General features: G+C 56.3%; 21 protein-coding genes. 14 read left to right on the top strand and 7 right to left on the bottom strand.

Translation table 11 applies throughout. The features are described 5' to 3' along the window. The first annotated feature begins 161 nt into the window (after nucleotides 1–161). The 5 genes from JTM80_RS18905 (at nucleotide 162) to JTM80_RS18885 (ending at nucleotide 4,423) form a co-directional block, all read left to right on the top strand. Nucleotides 162–1,097, top strand: coding sequence for an MBL fold metallo-hydrolase (locus tag JTM80_RS18905; RefSeq protein WP_172355419.1), 936 nt, complete (start codon nucleotides 162–164; stop codon nucleotides 1,095–1,097). Between the two features lie 82 nt (nucleotides 1,098–1,179). Then, a complete protein-coding gene (locus JTM80_RS18900) occupies nucleotides 1,180–2,181 on the top strand; it encodes a bifunctional riboflavin kinase/FAD synthetase (RefSeq protein WP_172355421.1) in 1,002 nt (333 codons plus the stop codon). Further along, entirely contained in the window at nucleotides 2,178–3,320 is a 1,143-nt protein-coding gene (locus tag JTM80_RS18895) for a glycosyltransferase family 4 protein (RefSeq protein WP_172355423.1), read from the top strand. The genes JTM80_RS18900 and JTM80_RS18895 overlap by 4 nt, the downstream gene beginning before the upstream one ends. Before the next feature lie 165 nt (nucleotides 3,321–3,485). Beyond that, entirely contained in the window at nucleotides 3,486–4,085 is a 600-nt protein-coding gene (locus JTM80_RS18890; protein WP_172355425.1) for a J domain-containing protein, read from the top strand. A 65-nt stretch (nucleotides 4,086–4,150) separates the two neighbouring features. Continuing rightward, entirely contained in the window at nucleotides 4,151–4,423 is a 273-nt protein-coding gene (locus JTM80_RS18885; RefSeq protein WP_172355427.1) for a DUF3143 domain-containing protein, read from the top strand. Between the two features lie 237 nt (nucleotides 4,424–4,660). Here the strand turns inward: JTM80_RS18885 and JTM80_RS18880 are convergent, their stop codons facing one another. The 4 genes from JTM80_RS18880 to lysA form a co-directional block, all read right to left on the bottom strand. Next, nucleotides 4,661–5,473 carry a YdcF family protein gene (locus JTM80_RS18880; RefSeq protein ID WP_205370086.1) on the bottom strand — a complete coding sequence of 271 codons (813 nt, stop codon included), beginning with the start codon at nucleotides 5,471–5,473 and terminating at the stop codon, nucleotides 4,661–4,663. Nucleotides 5,474–5,676: 203 nt separating this feature from the next. Then, entirely contained in the window at nucleotides 5,677–6,432 is a 756-nt protein-coding gene (locus tag JTM80_RS18875; protein ID WP_172355431.1) for an isoprenyl transferase, read from the bottom strand. Continuing rightward, nucleotides 6,407–7,351, bottom strand: coding sequence for a diadenylate cyclase CdaA (gene cdaA, locus JTM80_RS18870; RefSeq protein ID WP_172355433.1), 945 nt, complete (start codon nucleotides 7,349–7,351; stop codon nucleotides 6,407–6,409). The genes JTM80_RS18875 and cdaA overlap by 26 nt, the downstream gene beginning before the upstream one ends. Before the next feature lie 691 nt (nucleotides 7,352–8,042). After that, nucleotides 8,043–9,467, bottom strand: coding sequence for a diaminopimelate decarboxylase (lysA, locus tag JTM80_RS18865; RefSeq protein ID WP_205370084.1), 1,425 nt, complete (start codon nucleotides 9,465–9,467; stop codon nucleotides 8,043–8,045). Between the two features lie 135 nt (nucleotides 9,468–9,602). On the opposite strand from lysA, the gene rimI reads away from it, so the two are divergent. From rimI to JTM80_RS18845, 4 genes are all read left to right on the top strand, one after another. After that, nucleotides 9,603–10,226 carry a ribosomal protein S18-alanine N-acetyltransferase gene (rimI, locus tag JTM80_RS18860; RefSeq protein ID WP_172355437.1) on the top strand — a complete coding sequence of 208 codons (624 nt, stop codon included), beginning with the start codon at nucleotides 9,603–9,605 and terminating at the stop codon, nucleotides 10,224–10,226. Nucleotides 10,227–10,406: 180 nt separating this feature from the next. Beyond that, nucleotides 10,407–12,878, top strand: coding sequence for an ATP-dependent Clp protease ATP-binding subunit (locus tag JTM80_RS18855; RefSeq protein ID WP_172355439.1), 2,472 nt, complete (start codon nucleotides 10,407–10,409; stop codon nucleotides 12,876–12,878). Nucleotides 12,879–13,169: 291 nt separating this feature from the next. Next, nucleotides 13,170–14,165 carry a ketol-acid reductoisomerase gene (gene ilvC, locus JTM80_RS18850; RefSeq protein ID WP_172355441.1) on the top strand — a complete coding sequence of 332 codons (996 nt, stop codon included), beginning with the start codon at nucleotides 13,170–13,172 and terminating at the stop codon, nucleotides 14,163–14,165. Between the two features lie 275 nt (nucleotides 14,166–14,440). Then, entirely contained in the window at nucleotides 14,441–15,784 is a 1,344-nt protein-coding gene (locus JTM80_RS18845; protein ID WP_205370082.1) for a ferric reductase-like transmembrane domain-containing protein, read from the top strand. Between the two features lie 266 nt (nucleotides 15,785–16,050). Here JTM80_RS18845 and JTM80_RS18840 read toward each other — a convergent pair whose 3' ends face one another. Further along, the gene (locus JTM80_RS18840) at nucleotides 16,051–16,596 is read right to left on the bottom strand and encodes an IS630 family transposase (protein WP_172354233.1); all 546 of its coding nucleotides are present in this window, start codon (nucleotides 16,594–16,596) and stop codon (nucleotides 16,051–16,053) included. A gap of 20 nt (nucleotides 16,597–16,616) precedes the next feature. Continuing rightward, nucleotides 16,617–17,117: a helix-turn-helix domain-containing protein gene (locus tag JTM80_RS18835; RefSeq protein ID WP_172354232.1), complete on the bottom strand. Its 501-nt coding sequence runs from the start codon at nucleotides 17,115–17,117 to the stop codon at nucleotides 16,617–16,619. A gap of 301 nt (nucleotides 17,118–17,418) precedes the next feature. Here JTM80_RS18835 and JTM80_RS18830 point away from each other — a divergent pair, with 301 nt between their 5' ends. Further along, the gene (locus tag JTM80_RS18830; protein WP_172355447.1) at nucleotides 17,419–18,714 is read left to right on the top strand and encodes a serpin family protein; all 1,296 of its coding nucleotides are present in this window, start codon (nucleotides 17,419–17,421) and stop codon (nucleotides 18,712–18,714) included. A gap of 23 nt (nucleotides 18,715–18,737) precedes the next feature. Further along, a complete protein-coding gene (tsaB, locus tag JTM80_RS18825) occupies nucleotides 18,738–19,376 on the top strand; it encodes a tRNA (adenosine(37)-N6)-threonylcarbamoyltransferase complex dimerization subunit type 1 TsaB (RefSeq protein ID WP_172355449.1) in 639 nt (212 codons plus the stop codon). A gap of 135 nt (nucleotides 19,377–19,511) precedes the next feature. Here tsaB and JTM80_RS18820 read toward each other — a convergent pair whose 3' ends face one another. Further along, entirely contained in the window at nucleotides 19,512–20,324 is an 813-nt protein-coding gene (locus JTM80_RS18820; RefSeq protein WP_172355451.1) for a WecB/TagA/CpsF family glycosyltransferase, read from the bottom strand. A 614-nt stretch (nucleotides 20,325–20,938) separates the two neighbouring features. Here JTM80_RS18820 and crtA point away from each other — a divergent pair. The 3 genes from crtA to JTM80_RS18805 all read left to right on the top strand — a co-directional run bounded on the left by crtA (nucleotide 20,939) and on the right by JTM80_RS18805 (nucleotide 23,431). Then, the gene (crtA, locus tag JTM80_RS18815) at nucleotides 20,939–21,871 is read left to right on the top strand and encodes a cyanoexosortase A (RefSeq protein WP_172355453.1); all 933 of its coding nucleotides are present in this window, start codon (nucleotides 20,939–20,941) and stop codon (nucleotides 21,869–21,871) included. Nucleotides 21,872–21,893: 22 nt separating this feature from the next. Then, a complete protein-coding gene (locus JTM80_RS18810) occupies nucleotides 21,894–22,598 on the top strand; it encodes a cyanoexosortase A system-associated protein (RefSeq protein ID WP_172355455.1) in 705 nt (234 codons plus the stop codon). Between the two features lie 92 nt (nucleotides 22,599–22,690). Further along, entirely contained in the window at nucleotides 22,691–23,431 is a 741-nt protein-coding gene (locus tag JTM80_RS18805) for an HpsJ family protein (RefSeq protein ID WP_172355457.1), read from the top strand. Nucleotides 23,432–23,958: the final 527 nt, after the last annotated feature.

The raw sequence follows: 23,958 nt of genomic DNA, 5'->3' as shown, positions 1-23,958 counted from the left end.
TGCATATTGTCAACACTGCCGATGCTACCTGGGGCTGCATTCTCAAGCCGCCAAACGCCTGAAAGCCATCTATCAAGAGCCGAAGCATTCACGGATGAAAGCGCCATGCAACGAGAAGGTCTTGTTTGGCAGGGCCAATGTCAGTCCAGTAAGAACCACAAATGTCTAGCGTGAAAAACCAGTTTACGATTCATTTCTGGGGTGTGAGGGGCAGTATTGCCTGTCCTGGCGCAGAGACGGTGCGCTATGGGGGGAACACTTCCTGTGTGGAAATGCGCGTCGCTGGAGAGCGGCTGATTTTTGATGGCGGTACGGGGCTGCGAGTGCTGGGGCAGTCTTTGCTGCGAGAGATGCCGCTGCGAATCAATATGTTCTTTACCCATTCCCACTGGGATCACATCCAGGGCTTTCCGTTTTTTGTGCCAGCCTTTGTCAAAGGCAATAAGTTCAATATTTATGGGGCGATCGCCCCCAACGGCTCCACCATCGAGCAGCGGCTTAATGACCAGATGCTGCATCCCAACTTCCCTGTGCCGCTGCAAATCATGGGGGCGGATATGAACTTCTGCGACCTAGAGATTGGAGAGTCGGTGCAGGTGGGGGACGTGCTGGTAGAAAACGCCCTGCTAAACCATCCGGGCGAGTCGGTGGGGTATCGCGTCAACTGGGGCGATCGCGCGGTTGCCTATATCACCGACACCGAGCATTTTCCCGATCGGCTGGATGAAAACGTCCTCTGGCTCTGTCGCAACGCGGATGTCATGATCTACGATGCCACCTACACCGACGAGGAATACTACTCGGAAAAATCCAGCAAAGTTGGCTGGGGACATTCGACCTGGCAGGAAGCGGTGAAGGTTGCGAAGGCAGCGAACGTGAAGAAAGTCGTGATTTTCCACCACGACCCGCTGCACAGCGACGAGTTTATGGATCGCGTCCAGGAAGACACCCGTAAGCATTTTCCCAACAGCATCGTTGCCTACGAAGGGCTGGAGATTGACGTACTGGCAGAGGCAGCAGCATCCGCAGCATCCGCAGAATCAGCAGACACGACTGACGGCAAGCCTGCTGCTTCGCAAGCCAGCATTTCTGCCTGAGTCCGAGATTAGCTCCAGCCTTTGGCAGCAGATACAATCCAGGTTCCACCTCGCTCAGCCGCTTTATGTCAGAATGTAAAGCGTGTGGATCACATCCTGCTTAGAGACGGTAAAAACCCCGACAGTCGTTGCCCTAGGAAACTTTGACGGCGTTCACCCAGGGCATCAAACTGTGATTGAACCTGTTTGGCTGGCCGCGCAGCAGTTTCGGGCAACTTGCGCTGTGGGTTCTGGCGCGATCGCCCCTGTTCCGACCGTTGTGACATTCCACCCCCACCCCCGCGAGTTTTTTACGGGCAAGCGCCGCGATTTGCTGACTCCGCTGGCGGAAAAGGTGGCTCAACTCAAACCCCTTGGGGTCGCGCAACTGGTGCGGCTACCGTTCGACCATGACCTATCGTGCCTGTCGCCAGAGGCATTTGTAGAGCAGATTTTGGTGCGATCGCTGGCGGCACAGGAAATTAGCGTGGGCGAGAATTTTTGCTTTGGGCATAAGCGGGCGGGCACGGCGGAAGATTTGCGGGCGATCGCCGCTCGGTACGACATTCCCGTTCACATCGTGCCCATGTATACGCTGGACGGCGAGCGGGTCAGCAGTTCCACCATCCGCGACTATTTGCAGCAAGGACTTGTGCGGCCCGCTGCGCGGCTGCTGGGGCGACCCTACATGCTCGTCGGCGACGTGGTGAAGGGGCAGCAGTTGGGGCGATCGCTCGGCTTTCCCACTGCAAATCTGTGCCTGCCCGAAGAAAAGTTTTTGCCCCGACTGGGCGTGTATGCGGTTCGAGTTTGGGTTCAGAATGAGGCTTTTCCCAACGCCTTAGTCCTCCCGCCCGCAGACCCAGCAAGGCAGCCGCAGCCCGGCGTGATGAACCTGGGCTATCGTCCAACGGTAGACGGCAGCCAGCGCCAGGTGGAAGTTCACCTGCTGGACTGGGCGGGCGATCTGTACGGCAAAACGCTGGTGGTCGGCCTAGAGGCATTTCTCCGCGCTGAGCAAAAGTTTGATTCCCTCGACGCGCTGAAGGCGCAAATTCAGCAAGACTGCGACCAAGCGCGATCGCTCCTCACCACGTCCCCATGACCTCCCAAATCCTTTCCGACTGTTCCGCTCTGCGGCTGCTGTTTCTTTCGACCCCGGTTGCGCCACTGGGCACAGGGCTGGGCGGCGGCGTGGAACTGACGCTGTACAACCTGGCAATAGAGATGACCCAGCGGGGACACAGGGTGCAAATCGTCGCGCCGGAGGGTTCCCAACTGCCGCAGTCTGCCGACGCGGCCCCAGTGGCGATCGCCCAGATTCCTGGCAAGCTGCAAACCAGTGCCCAGACCCAGCACTATACCGACCCGATTACCCTACCGCCAGAGTCGGTGCTGGGCAACATGTGGGACTATGCCCGCCAAGCGCAGCACGACGTTGATGTGCTGGTGAACTTTGCCTACGACTGGCTGCCGCTTTACCTCACGCCCTTTTTTCAGCGGCCCGTGGCCCATCTGATCAGCATGGGATCGTTGTCAGCGGCGATGGATGCTGCCATTCAGCAGGTCGCCCGCATGTTTCCGGGCACGCTTGCCGCCCACAGCCACGCCCAGGTGGATACTTTTCCAGATGCAGGCGGATTCCGCGTGCTGGGCAACGGCCTGGATCTGTCACGCTACGAGTTTTGTGCCGAGCCAGAGAATCGACTGGGCTGGGTGGGGCGACTGGCTCCCGAAAAGGGTCTGGAAGATGCGATCGCCCTCGCCGCACAAACCCAAATTCCCCTCTCGGTGTGGGGGGCGATGCCCGATCCCGCCTACTGGCAGCAGATCCAGCAGCGCTATCCTGATGCGCCGGTCGAGTACCGGGGGTTTCTCTCAACCGAAGAATTGCAGCAAGACCTGGGCCGCTGTCGGGCGCTGGTCATGACTCCTAAATGGGTCGAGGCATTCGGCAATGTGGCTGTGGAAGCGCTGGCCTGCGGCGTACCCGTCATTGCCTACCGCCGGGGCGGCCCGTCGGAAATTGTCACCGATGGGGAAACGGGCTGGCTGGTGGAGCCGGATCAGGTTGCTGAACTGGTGGCGGCTGTTGACAAGCTGGGGCAAATCGACCGGGCGGCCTGTCGCCGCCGCGCCGAAGCTCACTACTCGAAGCAGGCGATGGGCGATCGCACGGAGCAGTGGTTCCGTGACCTGCTTCAAAAGCGTTCTCCTAGCGCGATCGCCCAGACATTTGGTTAAAATTGGTTAAAAATATGAGCTTAGGACTTACGCAATTGGACGATTTCTGGCGGGCGCAGCCCGCGAGAAATCGTCCAAAACCCAAAAAGTCTCACCGCAAGTGCGTAAGTCCTAGAGCTATACGAACTAAAAATTAGGGGCTGCTCCAAAACCGGAGGATTTACAGTGCCAGGGCAATCACCCGATGCGACCTATCCCACGCCACCATCCACCAACTATTACACTATTCTGGGGCTGCGCCATACGGCATCGGTGCAAGAGATTCGTCGCGCCTATCGAGACTTGAGCAAGCTCTACCACCCAGATACGACGGAACTGCCGCCCGACGTGGCTACGGCCAAGTTTCACGCCCTCAACGAGGCCTACGCCACGCTGAGCAGCCCAGAGCGCCGCGCCGCCTATGACTTGAAAAGCGGCTATTCCCGCGTTTCGGTCATCCAGACCCCGGCAAATTTCAATCGTCCCGTTTCCGAAGCCCGCCGCTATCGATCAAGCGCTTATCTTGATCCGAGCGATCGCCCCCTGTCTGCGGGTGAGCTATTTGCCCTGTTCATCTTGGGAGTTACCTTTGTCGCCTGCCTGCTGCTGGTGCTGGCGGTGGGCGTTTCGCGGGGCGAGTTTACCATCGCCAGCCTCAAGTCCGAGCGCTTGGTCGAAATTATTCACCAGGCCACAGCCCACTCTGCGGTTTCTCCCCCCGATGTCTCCAGTCATGCGCCAGTGGACTTTGACCCGGAAGCCCCGAGTGATGCCGTGATGGAGTGACGCAGGCATTTTTCTCGCTGCTTGATCCCTTTTATTCCGCATATCCCCACACCTCACACCGCCTTATGTCCCTCCCCCCTGCCGATACGCCGCTCTATAATCATCCGCTGCCCGAAATTGAGCAGTGGCTCATTTCGCAGGGCTGCCAGCAAGACCGCGACAATTTGCATTGCTGGTATGTACAAAAGCCTCAGTGGGAAGCAGAAATTGTGATGGATGTAGACTCCATTGCCGTTCGCTACATTGGTGCGGGCGAAAACGGGCAAGATCTGGTGCGATCGTTCAAGTATTCTCTAAGCCGTCGAGACTTGGACGAGGCAATTTTTGTTGGGCCGTGATGCATTGGGCTGTGATGCATTGGGCCGTGATGCAGGCAAAATGCAGGCAGGATGCCGAAGGCGACGCAAGCGGAAACGCGACGGACTTCTGCAAACCCATCGCGTGAATTAGCGCGTTATTTGGCGCTCTAAATTAATCAGCGCTCTAATTAATCGGTTAATCAGTTAATCAATCAATTAATCAATGCTATAAGCGGCGCAAGGCGAAGACTTCGGTCTGCTGGTGCAATGGCTGGCCTAGTTTGGGGCGATCGCACATCCCCGCTCCCGGACTTTTTCCAGCAGTTCAGGGGGCGGATTTTTCAGTGCATCGGGCGAATCTGGGTGAAACCGTCCCAGCAACAGGTAGCTGACCAGGGCGGGATATTCTCGCAGCGCTAGGAGCGATCGCCGTGCAGACGGAATGGGCGCAGTTTCAGCATGGGGAATGACCGAGAAGCCGTAGCCCTCAAAGGTCAGCGTTGCCCGCTTCAGATGAGCCGGATCGGTGATCAAGATAATCGTCTTTACGCCTTGGGGCCCCAAAATGGTCGCCGTTGACTCGGCTTCGTCCTTGGTAGTGCGGGCACACCGCGTCGCTGCGAGAACCGATAGCGGAATGTTTTGTTGCTCAAGCAGTTCCGCGATCTCCTCCATATTGTGCTCCATCGTTACAAAGATCCGGGGCGATCGCCCTTGCTTGTAAAGATCCACAGCCGTCTCATAGCGTCGCCCCTCATCGCGAGAATTGCGCGTCAGCACGACAATGGCATCAGCAGTTTGTCCCGAATCAGGGGGTAGGGCAGTTACCAGCGGATAGGTGAGCGCGGCGGCACCCAGCGGCGAAACCATCAGCCAATACAGCACCAACGCGCCCATCAGCAGGCGCTTTAGAGATTTTCGCTGCCGAAGCCAGTTTTTTGAACCGGGGATGAGCCTAGGAACGACCCACAGCAACGCCAGCAAGATGACGAATAAGAGCGTGACTTTCGCTGGATTGGTGAGTAAATCCACCAGTTCCCAGTTCAGATTTGTCCAAAATCGTCCAAGGATTCCGCGCAGGTTTGACATGGTTCACTCCAGAAAATTACGGCATTGCAGATCCAGACAAATTGCCCTGAGAAATTGCCCTGAGAAATTGCCCTGAGATAGAGATGGTGGGCATTTGGTTAGCAATTTGTCTCATCAGTGAGTGCGCAATTGAAGCCAGTAGGACAGGTGAACTCAGCAACCGATCGAAAACTAAGCAGCTAAATACTATGCGTATTGTAGGTTTACGAAGAGAGACGACCAAAGCGGCGATCGCGCTGTTGATAGTCCACCAGCGCCCGGTGAAACTCTGCCCGGTCAAAGTCGGGCCACAGCGTGTCGGTAATATAAATCTCGGCGTAGGCCATCTGCCACAGCAAGAAGTTACTGATTCGCATTTCGCCGCTGGTGCGGATCAGCAGGTCAGGATCGACCGTCCCCTGGGTATATAAATGCTGAGAAAACAGCGCCTCGTCAATGTCTTCCGAGTGCAGTTTGCCCTGCTCGACCTGAGTGGCGATCGCCCGACAAGCCTGGACAATCTCCTGCCGCCCGCCATAGTTCGTAGCCACAGAAAACTGAATGCCTTGATTTTGGCTGGTTTCTGCCATCGACCGCTCAATCTCAGCCCGCAGCGACGCAGGCAGCCTCGACAGATCTCCCACAAACCGAATCCGCACCTGTTCTTCCATCATTTCGCGGAGTTCCTGGCGCAGCACCCGCTCAAACAAAGTCATTAAAAAGTCCACCTCTTCCAGTGGACGACCCCAGTTTTCCGTCGAAAAAGCATAGGCTGTCAAGGCTCCGATGCCCCAATCTCGGCAGCAGCGCAGCAGTTCCTTGAGGGTATCAACACCTCGGCGATGACCCATGATGCGCGGCAAGCCCCGCTGTTTGGCCCAGCGACCGTTGCCGTCCATAATCACAGCAACGTGTTTGGGCAGGCGCTCCTGCTGCAAATCTGCGGGCAGGTCTCTAAGAACGGTTGGCTTTGCTGTCATTTTTTCTCCGAGAAGCCGACTTGGAAATGCGAAAGGGAGGGGGCAAAAAGAGCTTGAGCCGATCGATAAACTGGCGACCCAAACTCCGCAACTGAGGGGCGACGGGTTCACGCTCGACCGACTGAGAAAACCGGGCAATGAGCAGTTCTCGCAGCTTGCTGCTCGTCAGGGGACGGTTCAAAATGCCGCCTTCTGCCAGAGAAATTGAACCCGTTTCTTCCGATACCACTATACAGAGGCATTGCTCCACTCGCTCAGTAATTCCCATTGCAGCCCGGTGGCGAGTGCCTAGTTGCCGCGAGGCGCTGCGTTCTGACAGGGGCAAAATTACGCCTGCTGCGGCCAGCCGCGACCCGCGAATCAGCACGGCTCCATCGTGGAGCAGCGTTGAGGTTTGAAAAATAGTTTGCAAGAGTTCCTTTGAAACTTCGGCGTTGAGTTTGACCCCGGGAACCGAAAAATCGCGCTCGTCGATGGGGCGGTTGGTTTCCAAGATCAGCAGTGCGCCCGTGCGATTTTGGGACAGTTCTTTGACTGCATCGACGATTTCATCAATCACGCTGTCAGATTTGGGTACTGCTTCGGTGGCGGGTTTCAGCAGTTGCCAGATTTCGCCGCGCCCAAGCTGCTCCAACAGCCGCCGAAACTCTGCTTGCAGCATAAAGGCCATCGCCACCGCAGATCCAATGACTAGCTTTTCTAGCACAAAGCTGAGCAGTTGCAGGCTCAAGGCTTTGCTGAGCGCCGAAGCCAGCATCAGCACGATTAACCCGCGCACCATCCACAGCGTGCGGCGATCGCCAATAATCACTAGCACCATGTAGGTCAGCATCAGCACCAATACGACATCAATCCCATGCAGCAGCAAGGACTGAGTCCAGCCAGGGTTTGTCAGCCATTGCTTTAGCAAAGATCCCATCAGTTAACTGGTGCTAGGCATTATGCCCCGTGTAAATTGCAGCTATGGCAGGCGCGATCGCACCTGAAAACAGATTTCCTGAAAACAGATTTTAAGAATGGGGTTAGGGACAGGTATTTCCCGAAATCCGTGGCAAACCGCCCAAAAACGTCTCTTCACCACAAGAGATACCGTGAAAACTTCAAACCAGGCGATACGTCTTAACCATCCGTTAAAAAGCTGTCAGGACTTACGCACTTGCGATAAGTTTTCTGGGTTTTGGATGATTTCTGGCGGGCGCAGCCCGCCAGAAATCATCCAACTGCGTAAGTCCTAGCTGTATTACGGAGGACAGAACGCACCCCCCAATTGTAAGAGCGGGAGGCAAGAAGAACCAGTGAGTGACCGATGGGATCGGAAAGCTAGGGGGTTGCCCTTTCCCTGATACACGTCTCTGACGGATGACTCCGGAGATCAGCAAGCCGGAAAAATCTTGCAGTGCACAAACGAGATCACGGCTGGACGGGGAAAGGGCGATCGCCCTTCACGCTGCTCTCGCCAAAACCAGTCTTGTCTTCACCACTCCGGGTCATCAAGTTCAGGTTTCTGGGCTTTAAACGATTTTCGCGGGCACAGCCCACGAAAAATCGTCCAACTGCATCAGTCCTATAAGTTGCCATTGCACAACTTAACTTCTCTTCCCCGGTAGCCCTCAGCCCTCGCGCCGCACCAGTCGCTCTGGCAGGCGATCCTGGCGGATCAAGTCTTCTACCGTTTCGCGCTGCAAGATCAGGCTGGCATCGCCCTGGTTGACCAGCACCGCCGCTGGACGAGGCAATCGGTTGTAGTTGGAGGCCATGCTGTAGTTATATGCGCCCGTACCCATCACCACCAGCACGTCCCCTGGCTCAGTGGGGGGCAGTTTTGCGTCTTTGATGACGATGTCGCCCGATTCGCAGTGCTTTCCGGCGATCGCCACCGATTCTGTCATCGGGGCCGACAGCTTATTAGCCACCACCGCGCGGTAGACCGACTGGTAGGTAATCGGGCGGGGATTGTCGGACATGCCGCCATCGACCGTGACGTAGGTGCGAATGCCAGGAACTGTCTTTTGTCCCCCCACGCGATAGGCCGTAACGCAGGCTGAACCAATGAGCGATCGCCCCGGTTCCGCAATCAGTCGGGGCATCGCCACACCCTGCCGCTGGCAGGCGCGAATAACGCCCTCGCAAATTACCTTCACCCACTCGTCAATGCTGGGCGGATCGTCCGACTCGGTATAGCGGATACCCAGTCCACCGCCAATATCCAGTTCACTAATCGGCAGTCCATACTGCGCCGCTTTGCTCAGCCATTGCACCATAACGCTGGTCAGATCTTGATGGGCCTGTAGCTCAAAAATTTGCGACCCAATATGCGCGTGTAGTCCAACACACAGCAGCGCAGGCTGCTGGCTAACGTAGGCAAACACTTCGTCCAACTGCTCAGGATCGAAGCCAAACTTGCTGTCCAAATGTCCGGTGCGGATGTATTCGTGGGTGTGGCACTCGATGCCGGGGGTCAGGCGCAGCAGAATGCGAATCGGCTGGCCGCCAGCAGTTTCCGAAGTTTCCGAATCAGCCGCCAGAGACACCAGGGTTTTCAATTCCTGCCAATTGTCCACGACAATCGTGCAGCCTGCGCTGACAGCCAGCGACAACTCCTCAACCGACTTATTGTTGCCATGCAGGTAAATCTTGTCGGGCGACACGCCTGCTTTTAGCGCAGTGTAGAGTTCTCCGCCAGAGACGACATCCAGCCCCAACTCTTCGCTATCTACCACTGCACACACGGCCAGACAGTTCCAGGCTTTGGAGGCGTAGATCACCAGCGACTCGCCCGGATAGTATTGACGAAAGGCCTCTCGATATTGACGACAGGCTGTTCGCAGCGTTTCTTCATCTAATATGTACAGCGGCGAACCAAATCTCTCCACCAGCGTTGTCACGTCGCAGCCGCCGATTTCCAGATGGTTCTGTGCGTTGGCGCGGGCAGTCAGCGGCATTAGAACTTGATTCGGTGAAGCAGTCGCAGGGTCTAACGTAGGCAAGTATTGACGACCAGAGTTGTCTAGAGCAGGTGCAGGAGTCGAAACCATCGGGCGGAACTGTCCTTGTCTTTACAGGAGGGTTTGCAGAGGAATGCTAGAGGGAATGCCAATTTTTCTAGTTTACAATTGGCACCTACCCTTCTTGGAGGGATTGAAGATGGATTTTCTGGATCGCAGATAGGCATGGACACGCTATATCTGTCGCTGTTGACACGGGATCAAGTCGATGCCGCCGTGGCGCTGGATCGGCAGTGTTTGGGTGGCCTGTGGACGGAAGACGGTTATTTGAGAGAAATTGACAGCCCAAATAGCACGCTGCTGGCGCTGACCGCTGCGGCAGCGGATGGGGAAACCTCACTCGCTGGGCTGGGCTGTCTGTGGATGATTCTGGACGAGGCGCACATCACGACGCTGGCAGTGCATCCGGCACAGCGGGGGCGGGGGCTGGGGCAACTGCTGCTGACGGCGTTGATGCAGGCAGCGTGGCAACATCAGATGCACTGGGCAACGCTGGAAGTGCGGGCATCAAACAGAGCGGCGATCGCCCTCTATCAAAAATTTGGCTTCACGGATGTCGGCCTGCGGCCCCGCTACTACCAAAACCCCGAAGAGGACGCGCTGATTCTCTGGCGCAGGGGGCTGCAAGAGCCAGACTTCTCAGACACGCTGCGGCAGTGGTGGGGCTGGGTGGGCGATCGCCATCGTCAGCATGGGTGGAACCTGATCCCCGCCCAATCCCCTACCCAAGAAGAAGCAGGCGATCTGGGATTTTCTGCCATCCCTCTTGACATAGGTATCTTTTCCTAGCAAGATCCCCTTCGGAGCAGCAAGCGTGCGATCGCATTCTTCGCTTGCATTCTTTGGTGCGCTCGTTTCGGGATCAGGGTCTTGGCTGGGGTCGGTTGTCTCCGTTGAGCAGCCGGGTGGATTCACTTACCCTATGCTAGAATCAGCAGTACCGGCACGCAGCAGGTGATAGAGACTGCCATGTTTGAACGCTTCACAGAGAAAGCCATTAAGGTGATCATGCTTGCCCAGGAAGAAGCTCGTCGCCTGGGTCATAACTTTGTAGGAACGGAACAGATCCTCCTGGGTCTGATTGGAGAAGGGACCGGTGTCGCCGCCAAAGTGTTGAAGTCGATGGGGGTCAACCTCAAGGACGCTCGGATTGAAGTTGAAAAGATCATCGGTCGCGGGTCGGGCTTTGTGGCGGTCGAGATTCCCTTTACCCCACGAGCCAAGCGAGTTCTAGAACTGTCGCTCGAAGAGGCTCGCCAGCTTGGACACAATTACATCGGTACAGAACACCTCCTTTTGGGGCTGATTCGCGAAGGTGAAGGTGTGGCCGCCCGGGTTCTCGAAAACCTGGGCGTTGATCTCTCTAAGGTTCGCACCCAGGTGATTCGGATGCTGGGTGAAACTGCCGAGGTCACGCCGGGCGGCAGCCAGGGACGCACCAAGACCCCCACGCTGGACGAGTTTGGCTCGAATCTGACTCAGATGGCGGGCGAAGGCAAGCTTGATCCCGTGGTCGGCCGTCAGAAAGAGATTGAGCGCGTGATTCAAATCCTGGGTCGCCGCACGAAGAACAATCCGGTGCTGATTGGAGAGCCGGGAGTCGGCAAGACGGCGATCGCCGAAGGGCTGGCCCAGCGCATCTCCAGCGGCGACGTGCCCGATATTCTCGAAGAGAAGCGTGTGGTGACTCTTGACATCGGCTTGCTGGTGGCGGGCACCAAATATCGCGGTGAGTTTGAGGAACGCCTCAAAAAGATCATGGACGAAATCCGCCAAGCGGGGAACGTCATTCTGGTGATCGACGAAGTTCACACGCTGATCGGCGCAGGCGCAGCAGAAGGGGCGATCGATGCGGCTAATATCCTGAAGCCCGCGCTGGCACGGGGTGAACTCCAGTGTATCGGCGCAACGACGCTGGATGAATACCGCAAGCACATCGAGCGCGATGCGGCTCTGGAGCGCCGCTTCCAGCCCGTGATGGTGGGTGAGCCGTCGGTGCAGGACACGATCGAGATCCTGCGGGGTCTGCGCGATCGCTACGAGCAGCACCACAAGCTGAAGATTTCTGATGCGGCACTGGAGGCTGCTGCTAAGCTGTCTGACCGCTATATTTCAGACCGCTTCCTGCCCGACAAGGCCATCGACCTGATCGACGAAGCGGGCTCCCGCGTCCGCTTGTTCCACTCGCAAATGCCCCCGGCTGCGAAGGAACTGGATAAGGAACTGCGCCAGGTTCAAAAAGAGAAAGACGATGCTGTTCGCAATCAGGACTTTGAGCGGGCAGGCGAATTACGCGATCGTGAGATGGAGCTACGCGCCGAAATTCGCGCCATCGTCCAATCCAAGCAGAGCGAGGCAACGGGCGGCGAAGATTCCCCAGTGGTGACGGAGGAAGACATTGCCCAAATCGTTGCAGCCTGGACAGGCGTTCCAGTCAATAAGCTCACGGAAACCGAATCCGAGAAGCTGCTGCACATGGAAGACACCCTACACAATCGCCTGATTGGTCAGGACGAAGCTGTGAAGGCCGTGTCTCGCGCCATTCGTCGCGCCCGTGTGGGCTTGAAGAACCCCAACCGCCCGATCGCCAGCTTTATCTTCTCTGGCCCTACGGGGGTCGGCAAGACGGAGCTAACCAAGGCTCTGGCGGCCTACTTCTTCGGTTCCGAAGATGCGATGATTCGCCTCGACATGTCGGAATACATGGAGCGGCACACCGTTTCCAAGCTAATCGGGTCGCCTCCCGGCTACGTCGGCTACAACGAAGGGGGCCAGCTTACCGAAGCGGTTCGTCGTCGCCCCTACACCGTGGTGCTGTTCGACGAAATCGAAAAAGCCCACCCCGATGTGTTCAACATGCTGCTGCAAATCCTGGAGGACGGTCGCCTGACCGATGCCAAGGGTCGCACGGTGGATTTCAAGAACACCCTGCTGATCATGACCTCCAATATCGGTTCCAAGGTGATCGAGAAGGGTGGCGGCGGTCTGGGCTTCGACCTGTCTTCGGAAGACATGGCTGAGTCCCAATATAACCGCATCCGTTCTCTGGTAAATGAGGAACTGAAGCAATACTTCCGCCCTGAATTTCTCAACCGTCTGGATGAGATTATCGTCTTCCGTCAGTTGACGAAGGACGAGGTGAAGCGGATTGGTGACATTCTCCTGCGGGAAGTATCGGGTCGCTTGCTGGAGCAGGGCATTACCCTCGAAGTCACCGAGAAGTTCAAAGATCGCCTAGTGGAAGAGGGCTATAACCCCAGCTACGGCGCTCGTCCCCTGCGCCGCGCCATCATGCGCCTGTTGGAAGACTCCCTGGCAGAGGAAATCCTCTCAGGGCGAGTCAAGGATGGTGATGTGGCCGTTGTGGATGTAGGCGAAGACGGACAGGTAAAGGTGCTTCCGGGTGAAAAGCGGGAGTTGCTGCCTCAGTCTGCGGAGTAGCGGTCAATAGCTGTGGCGGTTAATAGCTGTAGCTGTAAGTAGCTATAAATAGCTGTAAATAACTGCTGTTTGCCAGCACTTGTTTGCAAGCACTATCTAAGCACTGTCTTGTGTTGAGGGCTGGGTTGCCGGATGGGTAACCCAGTTTCTTTTTGCGCTGATTCGGGCCATGCCTTTCACCCACTCCCCTCCGTTTGGTAGAATCAAATGCTTGACATTTGCAAGATTTACCGATTTGCAAAGACCAATTTGCAAGACAGATAACCCTCGCTTCACGGAGATTCCTTCCCTATGGCTCGGATGTATTATGATGCAGACGCGAATTTGGACGTTTTGGCTGGCAAAACGATTGCCATTATTGGCTACGGCTCGCAGGGCCATGCCCATGCCCTGAATCTGCGCGACAGCGGGCTGAATGTGGTGGTTGGCTTGTATCCGGGTAGCAAGTCGGCTGCCAAAGCTGAGGCGGAAGGGCTGACCGTGAAGACGGTGAGCGATGCTGCTGCTGCCGCAGATTTCATCATGATCCTGCTGCCGGATGAGGTGATGAAAACGGTCTACAAGAACGAGATCGAAGCGCAACTGACCGCAGGCAAGGTGCTGGCATTTGCCCACGGCTTCAATATTCACTTTGCCCAAATTGTGCCCCCTGCGGATGTGGATGTGGTGATGGTGGCTCCTAAGGGGCCGGGACACTTGGTGCGGCGCACCTATGAGCAGGGTGAGGGCGTTCCGGCGCTGTTTGCGGTGTATCAAGACGCAACGGGCCGGGCACGCGATCGCGCGATGGCCTACGCCAAAGGCATCGGCGGCACCCGCGCAGGCATTTTGGAAACCACCTTCCGTGAAGAAACCGAAACCGACCTGTTTGGCGAACAGGTGGTGCTGTGTGGCGGTCTCAGCGCCTTGATCAAGGCGGGTTTTGAGACGCTGGTGGAGGCGGGCTATCAGCCTGAGTTGGCTTATTTCGAGTGCCTGCATGAAGTGAAGCTGATTGTGGATCTGATCGTGGAAGGCGGTCTGGCAAAGATGCGCGACAGCATCTCCAACACCGCAGAATATGGCGACCTAACTCGCGGCCCGCGCATCGTCACCGACGAAACCCGTGCGGAAATGAAGAAGATCCTGACGGAGATTCAGACGGGACAGTTTGCTCGCGAATTTGTGCTGGAAAACCAGGCTGGCAAACCGGGCTTCACCGCCATGCGCCGCCGCGAGGCCGAGCATCCCATTGAGGAAGTCGGCAAAGATCTGCGGGCCATGTTTAGCTGGCTGAAGAAGGCCTAGCCTGGGGTAATTGCTCTCCAGCGCTGAGGCGAGAGCGGGTTGGAGTTAGGACTTGGAAAGACCTGTTTGGCGCGATCGCCAGACAGGTTTTTTGTTGGGTCAGAGTATTTCTCTCTAGAGGCATAGGGCAGCAGAGGGGCGATCGCCGCCTGAGGTAGAGGAACTCCTGCTTGCAGACAGATTATCTTATGGTTGCGCCGTAACTCCTGACGCATCGGCCTCTATTCAGCCGTTACTCCAGCCTTTACTCAGCCTCTATTCTTGAACCGCTAATCATGAAGACTATCTTGACCCATAGTCCAATTGCGATCGCCATCTTTTGGATCTCCATCTATCTGGGACTGACGCTCGTTCCGCTGCTGGTGCTGCTGCTCTATCCGCCGATGTCCACTGAAGCGCGGGGCTTCTGGGTTGAGTTTTCGGTGGCGCTGGGATTTGTGGGGCTGGCGATGATGGCGCTGCAATTTGCGCTGACGGCACGGATCAACCGGGTCGAGGCTTCTTACGGGATCGACATTATTCTGCAATTTCACCGCTACATCTCCATCGTGGCGGTGCTGTTTATCCTGGTGCATCCGGCGATTTTGTTTATTAACCAGCCGGAAACCGTGGCTCTGCTCAATTTTCCAGAAGCGCCGTGGCGGGCCCGATTTGCCGTCATGGGGACGCTGGCGCTGGTGGCGCTAATTATCACCTCGATCTGGCGCACGCGACTGAAAATTCCCTACGAGGCGTGGCGCACGCTGCACGGATTGCTGGCGGTGCTGGCGCTGGGGCTGGGGCTGGCGCACGCGATTGGGGTTGGCTATTACCTATCGCTGTTTTGGAAGACGGTGCTGTGGGGGGCGATCGCCCTCGCTGCCCTCTGGCTCTTGGTCTATGTGCGTCTGGTGAAGCCGTGGATGATGTTGAAAAAGCCCTACCTGGTGGAAGCGGTCGAGTCTCAGCGGGGCGATAGCTGGACGCTGGCGCTGCGACCCCACGGCCATAACGGCTTCACCTTCCAGCCGGGCCAGTTTGCCTGGATCACGCTGGACGTATCGCCGTTCCACATGCGCGAGCATCCCTTTTCGATGTCCTCCAGCGGCAGCCAGTCCGACCGTATCGAGTTTACGATCAAGGCGCTGGGCGACTTTACCCGCGAAATTAAGCACGTACCGCCAGGAACGCGGGCTTACCTAGACGGCCCCTATGGCGTGTTCACGAGCGATCGCTATCCAGACACCGCCGGGTTTGTTTTCATTGCTGGGGGCATTGGCATCACGCCGTTTATGAGCATTCTGACCACCCACGCCGAACGCGGCGACGATCGCCCCCATCTGCTGATCTACGCGGGCGATCGCTGGAACGACCTCATCTTCCGCGAGGAGTTGGAAGCCCTGAGGGACAAGCTGGATTTGCAAATCGTCTTCGTTCTCCGCCATCCGCACGAGGGCTGGACCGGGGAATCGGGCTACGTTGATAAAGCCCTGCTAGAACGCTACATTCCCCACTATCGCGGCAGCCGTCAATACTTTATCTGCGCCAGTCCCCGCATGATGGATGCAGTCGAAGCCGGACTCCACCATCTCCAAGTGCCGCCCACGCACATCCACATGGAACACTTCAACCTAGTGTAAATGGCTTTGAGTCATGAACAGAATCATGACATTGCTGGAAGCCCTAAAGAAGCTTGGCAGGCAATCCGAAGATCGCAAATCCAAAATCGCAAATCCAAAATCGCAAATCCAAAGTCGAGAATCGACACATTTCCCTATGCGCTACATCCTGATGCTGCAACTGGTTTCTATCATCACCCTCAACTTGGTGATGGGGTCAGCGCTATTTGCTTGGTTGCAAAGTCGCCCTACCTCCGAGGTGCCAGATGCCACGTCATATCAATTCTCTAAATACCCGCTACACATAGAGCATCGACAATCCAATCCCACTGAGTCAGCGATCGCAGCGACTCCGCCGAAAGGCGACAAACCCACTGGCTGATGGCGTGCTGGAGTTGGCAAACATCATCAAAGTGAACCCAAGCTAGCTCCCGCTTGAGTTCCCGCCAGACCCGCTCAATGGGATTGACCTCAGGGCAATAAGGCGGCTGAAACACCAAGATGACATTGTCCGGTATCGTCAGGGTCTGAGCCGTATGGGCTGCGGCATTATCCACCTGAATCAGATGTAAATCATCGGGGAACTGAGCCGCAAAGCTGTGCAAAAACGCCTCAAAACAGGAACTGTCGAGATGAGAAAACTCGACTATCCACGATGCACCGCTCAGCGGTTCCACTAGACCGTACAGCCACCGATACACAAAGTCCCATTGAACTGAACCAATCGGCTGCACCCCAAAGCCCGTCAACTTGCGATGTTGAACCGTCAGCAGTCCGACGCGGCTCTCATCGCTGCACCAATAGCGGATTCGCCCCCCGTAGCGTTGTCTCAAGGCTGGCGGAATCGACTGGCTTATCTGGGCTGCAAGGTTTGCTGAACGGACTCGCACGCCCCAGGAGTCTGCTTCTTTGACACCGGACGGGGCACTTTGAGCTTCGCTTTGAGCCGATAGCGCACCGTCTTATGCACCGTCTTGTAGGGGACGGGTTGACCATGCACCGCTGCGAGCCACTGCTGCACTGCTCCATAACTGCTAAAGCCTTCTGGATCTTGCAGTTCCCGTTCCAAAGATGCCAGGACTTCACCGCTAATCGCTCGCGGTCGTCCACTGCGAGATGCCACCTTCACCAACGCTTCGAGTCCACTCTGTCGATACTGGCTCAGCCAACGAGACACGGTCGTGCGATGGCAACCGCTCAGTTGGGCTAACTGCTCAACGCTCTTCGCTTGTCCGGTTTTTAACCACCACAACACCTGTACTTTACGGCGCTGTGATGACCGTTGCTGTTGTTCCAAGACGGCTTTTAGTTCTTCTGCTGTTTCAGCGATATCGATTTTGAGGACTCCACTCATGGCGGCTCGCTCTAACGTCTTCTTACATGTAGCAGATCTTTGGAGATTTGATATAAGTCCTGAACATATCAACACGCAAAGTTTGGGATACTGGGCTGGCTGCGAATTGCTGTTTTCGCAAGCCAGTTTTTTTTGCCCAAACTGCTGCCTACTGCGCCCGCGCTTGGTCAACTGCGACCCGACATCGCGTAGCAAAAACCGAAACCAGCGGAAACTTCGAGGGGGCGGCTGCCATTCTAAAGAAGTGGAAAGTTTTTGCAGCGGAGTGTTCCCATCCGCTGATTTAAAGGAGAATCAAGACATGCGTCGCTCACTGTTGACCATTGGCACCGCGCTGGCGGGCAGCCTGCTCGTTGTTGGGTTGCTGAGTTGTGCTGCGAATCAGTCTCGCGCTGGCGATTCGTCGCCCGTGCCGTCCATCCCGTCGGTGCCCGAATCCCCCATTTCCCAAAACCCTGATGTGACGGAGCAACCCGTGGATGCGCGTTTGGTGGCGGCCAATACCCGCTTTGGCTTCAAGCTGTTTTCGGAAGTAGCGGCCCAGTCGCCGGGTGAAAATGTGCTGATTTCGCCGTCAAGCGTGTCGATCGCCCTGTCGATGGTTTATAACGGGGCCAGCGGCGACACCCAGCGGGCGATCGCCGAAGCGCTCCAGCTTGAAGGGCTGAGCCTGGACGACGTGAATCAGGGCAATGCAGCACTAGAGGCATTGCTGGAAAGTGCCGACCCGAAGGTGAAGCTGGCGATCGCCAATTCCCTCTGGAGCCGGGAAGGAGTAGATTTTCGGCCCGACTTTTTGGCAAAGAATCGCGAGTTCTACAATGCCGAGGTCACCAGTCTGGACTTTTCCCAGCCGAATGCGCCCAGCGTGATTAATGATTGGGTCAGCCGCAGCACCGAAGGCAAAATTCCCACCATCGTCGAGCGGCTCAATCCGGAGGATGTGCTGTTTTTGGTGAATGCCATCTACTTCAAGGGCACTTGGAGTGCGCCCTTTAATCCGTCGATGACCCAGACGCAGCCCTTCTATCTGCCCAATGGCGATCGCCTCAATCATCCGCTGATGTCGCAGTCGGGGCAGTTTGTCTACGCCGAAACCGACCAGTTCCAAGCGGTGAACCTGCCCTACGGCAACCGCCACTTTAGCATGGTCGTGTTTTTGCCCAAGCAGTCCACCAGCCTGGAGGCGTTCCAGCAGACCCTCACTGCCGAAAACTGGCAGACCTGGAATACCCAGTTTCGCCGCCGCGAGGGCATGGTCAAGCTGCCCCGCTTCAACACAGAATTTAGCGTGGGGCTGAACGACGCGCTCAAATCGCTGGGCATGGCGATCGCCTTCGACCCAGACCAGGCCGACTTTTCCGCTATGATCGACGCGCAGGCCTTCATCAACCGCGTACAGCACAAGACCTTCATCGAGGTCAACGAGCAGGGCACCGAAGCCGCAGGCAGCACGGGCATCAGCATCGGGGTTACCTCCGCTCCCATCGACCCACCCTTCCAGATGGTGGTCGATCGCCCCTTCTTCTACGCTATCCAGGATAATCAGACAGGCAGCATCCTGTTTATGGGTACTGTCGTGAACCCTGGCAGCTAAAGTTAGCTGGTCTATAAACCCCCATGCCCACCGCCCTCGCCCTCCACACCAGCAGTCCGAATCTGGGTCTGGCGCTCAGCAACTTTGTCGATGTGCAGCGCCAGCAGACCTGGGATTTGGGGCGGGCCCTGTCTACGCATCTGCACGACTGCCTGATGGCGTTTTTGCCGCCGCAGACCTGGGCAGATCTGGACTTTCTGGCGGTGGCGCGGGGGCCGGGTGGCTTCACGGGGACGCGCATCGGCATGGTCACGGCACGAACGCTGGCGCAGCAGTTGGAGATTCCGCTATTTGCCATTTCCTCGCTGGCGGCCGTCGCCCATGCCGCCGCTGCTCAGATGCCTGACGATTCTACAGATTCTACAATCGACCTGGCAGTGCAGCTATCCGCCCAGCGCGGCGAAGTGTTTGGTGCAATTTACCGCAGCCAGCCGCAGACCCGCCAACTCGTCCCCGTGTGTCCTGATGCCGTGCTGACGGAAACGGACTGGCGATCGCTCCTCGACTCTTGGACCTTTCCCTGGCAGCCCATCGACGCAAATGGCGATCGCGCCCACACCGCCGCTGACTTGCTCGCCCTGGCCTATGCAGACTGGCAAAGGGGCGATCGCCCCCACTGGTCGTCCGCGCTGCCTTTTTACGGACAGCATCCGGTGAAATAGAGGCAAAAGTCAGCACAGCGCAGAGCGCAGCAGAGGCACAAAGCGCAAAAGCACAAAAAAGGGAGTGTCGCAGCTTAGCTCCCGCACTCCCTCTCCTCGTTTTCGCTGGATTCAGCAATTCTATAAACCTGGAACCTATTCAGCCGCCAGAGCCTCGCGGGGCGTGCCGTAGTCGATGCGGTCGAGGTCGCTGGAGCTATTCCGGAGCGGGTTGGTGTAAACATTCAGCTTTTGCAGCAGCACCAGCCAAAAAAACAGCGGATCTTCGACCAGGTAGCGCCGCCATAGCCGCTTGGGTTCGGCCGTGAGGCGATAGAGCCATTCCAGCCCTGCCTCACTGATCCACTTGGGCGATCGCTTAACGTTTCCTGCCTCAAAGTCGATCGTTGCCCCAATAGCCAGGAAGATTTTGACATTGGGCAGTTGGTCTTTGTACTTGTGAATGAATAGCTCCTGCTTCGGTGCGCCAACCCCTACAGCCAGAACCGTTGCGCCCGACTCTCGAATCATTTCCAGGATGCGATCGCACTCGGCTTCGTCCTTTTCAAACCCGAAGGACGGCGAATGGGTCGCCACGACGATTTCCCGCCCAACTTTTGCGTTAATCCGCTGCTGAGCCGCTGCTGCAACGCCCTCCTTGGCCCCCAGCAGGAAAATGCGAATGTCTGGATTGTCCTTGTGATACTCGTAAAAAGCGGGAAACAGGTCAGACCCTGAAATTTTTTCGCGAATGGGTGACCCCAGGAAGCGAGAGACGTACATTAAGATCTTGCTATCGCAAACCCGGTAGTCCGCGTCATTGTAGACCTTAAAGAAGGACGAATCTCTTTGCAGTTTGACCAAGTGATCCACATTGGGAGTATAAACAACGCCGCTGGTTAGCCTCTCTAGTAGTTCCTGCATTGACAGGTTGTCAATTTGCACGTTCAGAATCTTAACGCTGTCCATCCAGCACGCTCCATTCCTGAGGTCTTTTGCTCGATAGTCATCCGAAATTCAAACCAGGCGGCTTATTCGCAGACTCAATGACCATCTATATTCGGTGATAACATTCGCAAAACCCGGATAAACAGAGGGAGATTACGTACGAGTTTCCGCCCTCTGAGGGGGTGGACTGCGGCTCTTTTGCCTTGATATTGTATGGGTTTTGTGTGGTTTTAATGAGTTAAATACTTTGCCTGAATAAATCACCCGCACGGCGAGGGATTCATCAACCAACAAAAAGGACTGAAAGCACTGTCCTGATGGGTTTTCAGGCTATAGAAATGGATAATCTTTTGCAGCGAAAGCACAAATCCGATCTGCGACCTCATTGCCCCCGGTGACCGTATTTTTCACCAGTCCGTTCGGTTTGTGTACTCATCCTCCTCACTTTTGCGATCGCCCGATAGGGAAATTTAGGCCCATTGAATGAGATTTTTCCCGCCTATGGATTGCGCGCATTGCCGCAAAATATTGCGTCTGTTAGGAAGCGATCGCACCTGGGCACACTAGCGTTGTACGGTTCAAAGTTTGAATGCGAACCCTCGCACAACAGATTTGAACCTCTTCTAACAGTTTGTATGAAAACGTTTTCGTCTTTGAACTTCAGATCAGTCACTGAATTTCGGTTCTGGCTGGTGGCGATCGCCGCTGGGCTGGCTGCAATTCACCTGACGCTGGTTTGGCGGGCTGATAACGTCGATTTGCTGGGCAGCAGCATTCTGTTTTTTGCGGCGCTGACCTCGCTGTTGGGCGATCGCCAGCATACACTGCGCTTTGATAGCAGCATTCTCGCAAGCGTGCTTGGGGCCATGCTGATTGCGTTCGTGCTGTTGCGGAGTTTGGCGACTCCGGGTGAGGCGTTTTTGCTGCTAGCTCCGCTCACGGCTGGTTTAGGATTAGCCCTCCTATCCTCTGGTTTTCGCGGGTTGGGGCAATATCGACAAGAACTGTTGCTGCTGTTTTGTCTGGGTGCGCCCAAGGTGTTTATTCCGCCGCTGTTTGACCCGACGCTGTGGACGGCGAAATTTTCGACGGCATTGCTTTGGTATGGCGGGTTTGAAGTAGTTCGCGATGGAGTCAATATTCACCTGCCCACCGGGTCAGTTGAGGTCTATCCTGGCTGTTCTGGCATTGAGGGCATCACTTACCTGCTGTCGCTAGCGGGTTTGTTTGTGGTGATGTTCCCTCTGAACTGGCTGCGTCGCGGATTGGCAGTTGTGCTGGCGGTGTTGATCGCTTTTGTAGTCAACGGGGTGCGGGTGTCTTTGATGGCGTATCTGGTCGCGTCTTCTCAGCCGGAGGCGTTTGAATACTGGCACGAAGGCACCGGGTCGCTCATCTTTTCCATGATTGCCGTGCTGATTTTTGGCGGCGTGTGCTGGCTGCTGCTGCGCTGGCAGGAGGTAGCAGAGCGCTGGATTGCCCTGGCAGAGGTCAGTGATGATCCGGCGGAAGAGGAACTGTTTCTGGATGATCCGCTTGATGATCCGCTGGAATGGCAAGAGCCATAGTCCCTTTTGTGATAGCACGTTCATGACTGCAAATTTATCTGCAAACTCAACCGAAAGTCCGGTTGTGAAATATGTCCGGCTGCCGCTACTGGCGCTGACCCTAGGGGGCGTGGTGCTGGTGCTGGGGCGCTTGCTCCTGTTTCCCGCGACTGATGGGCAGACGAAGGCCGAATTTGACTTCCCGGAGCAGGTGCCCCTTCCTGGCTGGCAGGCCCAGTCGGCAACAGCGCTGCCAATTCCCGAAAAGGCCCAGGCGGAAATGGTGTCGGGCAAACGCTATAGCTATAGGCAGGGCGATCGCGCTCTTGCCGTCGAGATCCGATACCTGGTCAACACCGATCCCAGCGTCCGCAATTTACTGCTGAAGTACGGCAAGTCAACGCCGACGGTTGCCTTCCCCACTACGATTCAGCAAGACGAATCGGGCGGATTCTACAGCATCTACGCCGACGAAACCCACGCCCATCTCACCAGTTGCATCAATCCTCGTGGCTCTAGCACCGTCACCGAGGCGCAGTTTATGCAAAACCGCTACGTCCTCGACTTGCGCCCAGAGCGGGCCCTGCCCGTCCTGCTGGGTCGAGAGACGCTGCGAGATGGGCGCTGTCTGTGGACGGTGATGTCTGCCCCACTCCAAAACACCCCGGCGGATCAGGTCTATCCGCAGCTCAAAGCCGCCTGGACAGACTGGCAGGCGTGGTGGCAACCCAAGTTTCCGACTCCCTAAGTTTCCCGTTTCCTGAAGCCTGCGAGACGCTTCTTGGCTCCCTTGTTCTCACCCCATTTCACTCGGTTATTGACATACTCGGAGGATATCCCATGACTCAAGCCCAACCCGAATCTCCCACTCCCTCTCCCGCAAGCAAGCCCTTTTCCCCAGTGCTGCTGCGTTGGGCCGGGTATGGACTGTTGGTTCTAACGACGCTTGACCTGTTCACGATTCTGTTCCCGCCCCGATTCACCAATCCCATCTGGGAGTTTGAAACAATGGGTGCAATCGTAGAGCGAGTTCCCGTTCCACTGCTAGCAGCAGCGCTAATTTTTTTCGGGGAAATGCAGTTTCGCAGTAAGTGGGAACGTCCCGTTTTGAAGTTCCTCTCTTGGGTATCGATGCTGTTTGGTATTTTCCTGCTGCTTCTGGTTCCGCTGGGCGTGACGAATACGCTACGGCTGAATAGCCAGAGCATGGATTTGATCAGTAACCAATTTAGCCAGCAGCTTGAGCAGGTGGCTGCTTTCGAGAAGCAAATCAATGATGCCAGCGCAGAGCAAATCAAGGGCTTTTTGGAGAGCCAGGGCGTAACGCTGGAGGGCGATGCGGCCAGAGCGCCGAAGGAGCAAATGCTGAGCCAGTTGTCTCAATTCAAGGAGCGGATGCAGGAGCAGGTTGAAATTGAGAAGGCAAGCCGCCGCAATCGCCTGATGGAAAGCTCTGCCAAGTGGAATCTGAGCGCACTAATTTCGGGCTTCTTGTTTATCTATATCTGGCACCTCACGCGCTGGGCCCGCAGCGCCAAGAAAAAGCGCAGCAAAGCTTCTAAGACGCAGCCCGCAGCATAGGTGCTGACACTTTATATTGAGCTAAATGTTTAGCTAAGTATTTGATGCAGCTTTGAATCCTGGATAAGAGTAAGAAGCGCTCTTATCCAGGATTTTTTAGCGCAACAAATTGCCTACAAGCCGCGCCATACGGATTGTAAAGTCGTAGGTATTTCTGGAACCGCCACTAATAGGGCCGCCAATGCCTACAAAGGCTGAGGAGGCTGTGGTGGATTGGATAATGCGGGCAAAAACTTGACCATTTTGTGCGCGTGCAAAAATGCCATCGATAAAGACGGCTGCACCACCCCCTAGTCCAATACTGCTGCTGCGTTGTCCAGAGACGCGAATAGAGTTGCGGGATAGTCGATAGGTGCCGACCACAGGAAAGAGGTCATCGCGGACGATAGTACCGATTCCTCTGGGGGTAAAACGAAATAGCCGATTGCTAAAAAATTCCCAAATACCACCAACTTGAGACTGGCGTAGTCGAGTCGCAGAACCAACGCCCTGAATGCTGCGGATTCTGAGTGGCGCACTGCCGAGAA

Source organism: Thermoleptolyngbya sp. PKUAC-SCTB121 (genome assembly GCF_016919485.1).
In the GTDB taxonomy this organism is placed as follows: domain Bacteria; phylum Cyanobacteriota; class Cyanobacteriia; order Elainellales; family Elainellaceae; genus Thermoleptolyngbya; species Thermoleptolyngbya sichuanensis.
Note: the sequence above shows the minus strand (reverse complement) of the source record. Positions and strands in the feature narration are given on the sequence as shown.

Coding starts and splice junctions, on each gene's coding strand:
- JTM80_RS18905 (WP_172355419.1), top strand. CDS start 162: ATGTCTAGCGTGAAAAACCAGTTTACGATTCATTTCTGGGGTGTGAGG.
- JTM80_RS18885 (WP_172355427.1), top strand. CDS start 4,151: ATGTCCCTCCCCCCTGCCGATACGCCGCTCTATAATCATCCGCTGCCC.
- JTM80_RS18855 (WP_172355439.1), top strand. CDS start 10,407: ATGTTTGAACGCTTCACAGAGAAAGCCATTAAGGTGATCATGCTTGCC.
- JTM80_RS18875 (WP_172355431.1), bottom strand. CDS start 6,432: ATGACAGCAAAGCCAACCGTTCTTAGAGACCTGCCCGCAGATTTGCAG.
- tsaB (WP_172355449.1), top strand. CDS start 18,738: ATGCCCACCGCCCTCGCCCTCCACACCAGCAGTCCGAATCTGGGTCTG.
- lysA (WP_205370084.1), bottom strand. CDS start 9,467: ATGGTTTCGACTCCTGCACCTGCTCTAGACAACTCTGGTCGTCAATAC.
- JTM80_RS18880 (WP_205370086.1), bottom strand. CDS start 5,473: ATGTCAAACCTGCGCGGAATCCTTGGACGATTTTGGACAAATCTGAAC.
- ilvC (WP_172355441.1), top strand. CDS start 13,170: ATGGCTCGGATGTATTATGATGCAGACGCGAATTTGGACGTTTTGGCT.
- JTM80_RS18805 (WP_172355457.1), top strand. CDS start 22,691: ATGACTCAAGCCCAACCCGAATCTCCCACTCCCTCTCCCGCAAGCAAG.
- JTM80_RS18845 (WP_205370082.1), top strand. CDS start 14,441: ATGAAGACTATCTTGACCCATAGTCCAATTGCGATCGCCATCTTTTGG.
- JTM80_RS18835 (WP_172354232.1), bottom strand. CDS start 17,117: ATGAGTGGAGTCCTCAAAATCGATATCGCTGAAACAGCAGAAGAACTA.
- rimI (WP_172355437.1), top strand. CDS start 9,603: ATGGACACGCTATATCTGTCGCTGTTGACACGGGATCAAGTCGATGCC.
- JTM80_RS18820 (WP_172355451.1), bottom strand. CDS start 20,324: ATGGACAGCGTTAAGATTCTGAACGTGCAAATTGACAACCTGTCAATG.
- crtA (WP_172355453.1), top strand. CDS start 20,939: ATGAAAACGTTTTCGTCTTTGAACTTCAGATCAGTCACTGAATTTCGG.
- cdaA (WP_172355433.1), bottom strand. CDS start 7,351: ATGGGATCTTTGCTAAAGCAATGGCTGACAAACCCTGGCTGGACTCAG.
- JTM80_RS18810 (WP_172355455.1), top strand. CDS start 21,894: ATGACTGCAAATTTATCTGCAAACTCAACCGAAAGTCCGGTTGTGAAA.
- JTM80_RS18830 (WP_172355447.1), top strand. CDS start 17,419: ATGCGTCGCTCACTGTTGACCATTGGCACCGCGCTGGCGGGCAGCCTG.
- JTM80_RS18895 (WP_172355423.1), top strand. CDS start 2,178: ATGACCTCCCAAATCCTTTCCGACTGTTCCGCTCTGCGGCTGCTGTTT.